Source organism: Gordonia cholesterolivorans, from assembly GCF_039531975.1.
In the GTDB taxonomy this organism is placed as follows: domain Bacteria; phylum Actinomycetota; class Actinomycetes; order Mycobacteriales; family Mycobacteriaceae; genus Gordonia; species Gordonia sihwensis.
The window spans coordinates 1-3,954 of record NZ_BAAARB010000047.1 but is presented as its reverse complement, the minus strand read 5'-3'; the positions used below and the strand labels follow the sequence as shown (position 1 = coordinate 3,954).

At 62.2% G+C, this 3,954-nt stretch carries 1 protein-coding gene; it reads left to right on the top strand.

What is annotated here, in order from left to right:
- Positions 1-386: 386 nt before the first annotated feature.
- Positions 387-3,797 carry a helicase-related protein gene (locus ABFX36_RS18790; protein WP_006896687.1) on the top strand — a complete coding sequence of 1,137 codons (3,411 nt, stop codon included), beginning with the start codon at positions 387-389 and terminating at the stop codon, positions 3,795-3,797.
- Positions 3,798-3,954 lie beyond the last annotated feature (157 nt).

Here is a 3,954-nt window from a genome sequence, read left to right as displayed (position 1 = left end):
CAAACTTACCGCGTTGGCCTTGTACTCGGCAGTGAAGCTCCGACGAGTAGATCCCATAATCCGCTCCCTCTATCTTGGGGGAACTCACCGCTCATCTCCGGGTGTCCACCAGAGCGGGAACGGTCCACCCACAATCGAAGGCGGCTTATCGGGTGTTTCGTGACACGCTTCCGGAGGAGTTGGGGCGAGCATTGCGCGAACTCGCCGATGGGAACTCGAGGTGACGGGCGTCGGGCGGCACCTCAGCGAAGTCTTCGACAGCTTCTCAGCAAGCGTTCGAAGGCCTGGCAATGCCACTCGGCTTGGTCTCGTTGAATTCCTGGCGATGGCGAACCTGTCAGTATCGGCGGGTAGCGTTCGAGGGCTGGCAATGAGGAGGTCCACGCGTGCAGCTTGAAGAGTTGAAGCCCGGTCTGCGAGTCGAGGGTCTCATTCCCGCAGAGGTGATCACTGTCATCGCTGCTCAATGGCATGGCACGGACGCACTCGCACTCACTTACCAGAACGGCTCAGGTGGACTTGGCCAACAGGTTGTGTTCCGCAAGGACCAGGACAACCTCAGCGTCGCCACCAGCGGTAGCCGCGCGTTTGACGCCACCGCCAGCGACTTCAAGCTCGTCGCCGAGGCCCAACGTATCTCGCTGGCCGGCCTTTTCGATCCAATGCTGGCCGTCGCCACGAGCGACGTGCAGCCGCTGCCGCACCAGATTCGCGCGGTGTACGGCGAACTCCTACCGCGGACCCCGCTTCGGTTCCTTCTCGCCGACGACCCCGGTGCCGGCAAGACGATCATGGCCGGCCTCTACATCAAGGAGCTGCTGCTCCGCGACGACGTCAAGCAGTGCCTGATCATCGCTCCCGGTGGACTGGTCGAGCAGTGGCAGGACGAACTGTTCTTCAAGTTTGGGCTGCGGTTCGACCTGCTGACCAACCAGCTCATCGATGCCAACATCAACCTCAACGTCTTCGAAACGAACCCACTCGTGATCGCACGCATGGATCAGCTCTCCCGCAACGAGGCACTCCAGGCCCAACTGAAGGAGACGGAGTGGGATCTGATCATCGTCGACGAGGCACACAGAATGGGAGCGCACTACTTCGGCGGGAAGCTGGAGAAGACCAAACGCTTCCTGCTGGGGGAGCTGCTCGGCCAAATTACCCGCCACCTCCTGCTGATGACCGCGACTCCACACTCGGGCAAGGAAGAGGACTTTCAGCTCTTCCTCACTTTGCTCGACCGCGATCGGTTCGAGGGCAAGCAGAAGAAGTCTGTCGACGTCACCGGAATCATGCGGCGCATGGTCAAGGAAGACCTGCTGACGTTCGAAGGTAAGAAGCTCTTCCCTGAACGCATCGCCGAAACTGTGCCCTACGAGTTGACCGAGCGGGAGAAGGGCCTCTACGAGGACGTCACTCGCTACGTCCGCGAGGGCATGAACCGTGCCGACAGGCTTGGCGGCAAGCGTAAGAACACTGTCGGATTCGCCCTGACTGTCCTTCAGCGCAGACTCGCCTCCAGCCCTGAGGCGATCTACAAGAGCCTCGTCCGCCGCACCGAACGGCTGGAGCGCAAGAAGACCGAGATCCTCAACGGCACCTACAAGGAACCCGACGACGTCATCGGCTCGGGCGACTTCGACGAAGATGAATACAACGCCGAAGAACTGGAGCAGCTTGAGGAAGACGTGATGGACGCGGCCACCGCCGCCCAGACCGTCGAGGAGCTCAACGCAGAACTTGTCGAACTCGCCGATCTGATTGCGACCGCCAAGAAGGTCCGCGAGGCTGGCACCGACCGCAAGTGGACCGAACTCTCCACGATCCTCCAGGACAATGCGCTGGTCACCGATTCGAACGGTTGGCCACGGAAGTTCATCATCTTCACCGAGCACCGCGACACCCTTGACTATCTCCAGTCCAAGATCGGCTCTTTGCTCGGCAAGCCCGACTCGGTCAAGGCGATCCACGGTGGCGTCCGCAGAGGTGAGCGGCGCGTGATCACCGAGGAGTTCACCAAGAACCGCGACGTCCAAATCCTCATCGCAACCGACGCCGCTGGAGAGGGGCTTAACCTTCAGGCCGCGCACCTGATGGTCAACTACGACCTGCCGTGGAACCCCAACCGCATCGAGCAACGCTTCGGCCGCATCCACCGCATCGGCCAAGAAGAGGTCTGCCGACTCTGGAACCTCGTAGCCTCCAACACCCGCGAGGGTGAAGTCTTCACCCGCCTGCTGGAGAAGCTCGACCAGATGCGTCAGACATACGGTGGCAAAGTCTTCGACGTCCTCGGCGAGGCGTTCACCGAGACCCCGCTGCGCAACCTCCTGCTCGATGCCATCCAGCACGGCGAGCGCCCCGACGTCAAGGCTAAAATGCATGAGGTCATCGACGCGTCGGTCGGGGATGGACTCAAGGATCTCCTCGACGAACGGGCATTGGCGTCGGAGAACCTGGCCGAGGCCGACCTGCATGCACTGCGCGCGGCAATGGACGAAGCACGCGCCCGCCGCCTTCAACCGCACTACATCGAGATGGCATTCAAGGCCGCCTTCGCCCGCCTCGGCGGCCGCATCGTGAGGCGCGAACAGGGTCGCTACGAGATCGCGAACGTGCCCCAGCAAATACGCGCCGCAGGCACAGGGCCGATCGCAACCAAGTACGACCGAGTCACGTTCGATCTTGGCAAGGTCCACGCCGACGAACTCAGCCGCGCCGACCTTCTCGCCCCGGATCATCCGCTGCACGACGCGGTCATGGACGAGTCCGTGCGACAGTTCGGTGGTTCCCTCAACCGAGGCACGATCTTGGTTTCCTCGACGCTGGAGGAAACACACCTGCTCGTCGGCGTGATCGAAGAGGTCGCCGACGCGACCGGAGAGTCCGTCGCACGCCGCTTCGGCTACGCATACGTCGACAGCTTCGGCACCGTGACGCCTGCCGGCCCCGCGCCCTACCTGGACTGCGTGGCGGCACCCGAGAACGCTGTCACCGATACAGCCCGCACCCTCCCGTGGCTGGCAGGTGCTGAAGACAAAACCACGAGCTGGATTATCGCCAACCAACTCCCCGACTACCTCGACGACGTTCAGCCGAGGCGCCTCGCGGAGTTGAGTAAGGCACGTGACCTGGTCATCAAGCGGCTCGAAGGTGAACGCGACCGCCTCATCCTCGATGCCGCCGTCGCGGCGGAAAAGGAACGCGCCGGTGAGAAACCGAAAGAATCATCGGAGAGCCTGAATCGTAAAGCCGTCGAACTCGACGCCCGTCTACGCAAGAGGCTCGCACTGCTTGACCACCAGCAGCTTATGTCGACCAAGCCACCACGCATCGTCACCGCAGCACTGGTGCTCCCCGTCGGGATACTGGAGACCGACCTACCCGCGACCGCGCCCATCCACGCGAAGGAGACCAAAGAGGTCGAACGCCGCGGTGTCGACTTGGTGATGGCCCGTGAACGTGAACTCGGACGCAAGCCCGTCGAGCAGGCCTTCAACAATCCCGGTTTCGACATCCTCTCCACAGACGCCAAAGGCGACACCTACCGCATCGAGGTCAAAGCGCGTATCGAAGGAGCGACCGACTTCTTCGTCACCCACAACGAGGTGATGGTTGGTAAGAACGCCGCCCCGCGTTACCGCCTCGCTCTCGTCCGCGTCGACCCGCGTGGCGCCCAGCACGACGAGGTCCGCTACCTCGACAACCCATTCGCCACCACCGACCTCGGTGACTTCAACGCCACCGGCATCCGAGGCGATTGGTCCAAGCAGTGGGCAAAAGGGAAGGCGCCGTTTTGATGGCATCCAAGTCCTCCCGAAAACGGCGGAATGAAGCGCCCTGGGTTTGTTGGAGGCTCCTGACCTTGGAAACGAGGATGGAGTTATGCCGAAGGAACTGGCGAATGGGAAGCCGACGACTCGTCGCTACTCGGTCGAGGAGAAGGCCGCCGCGGTG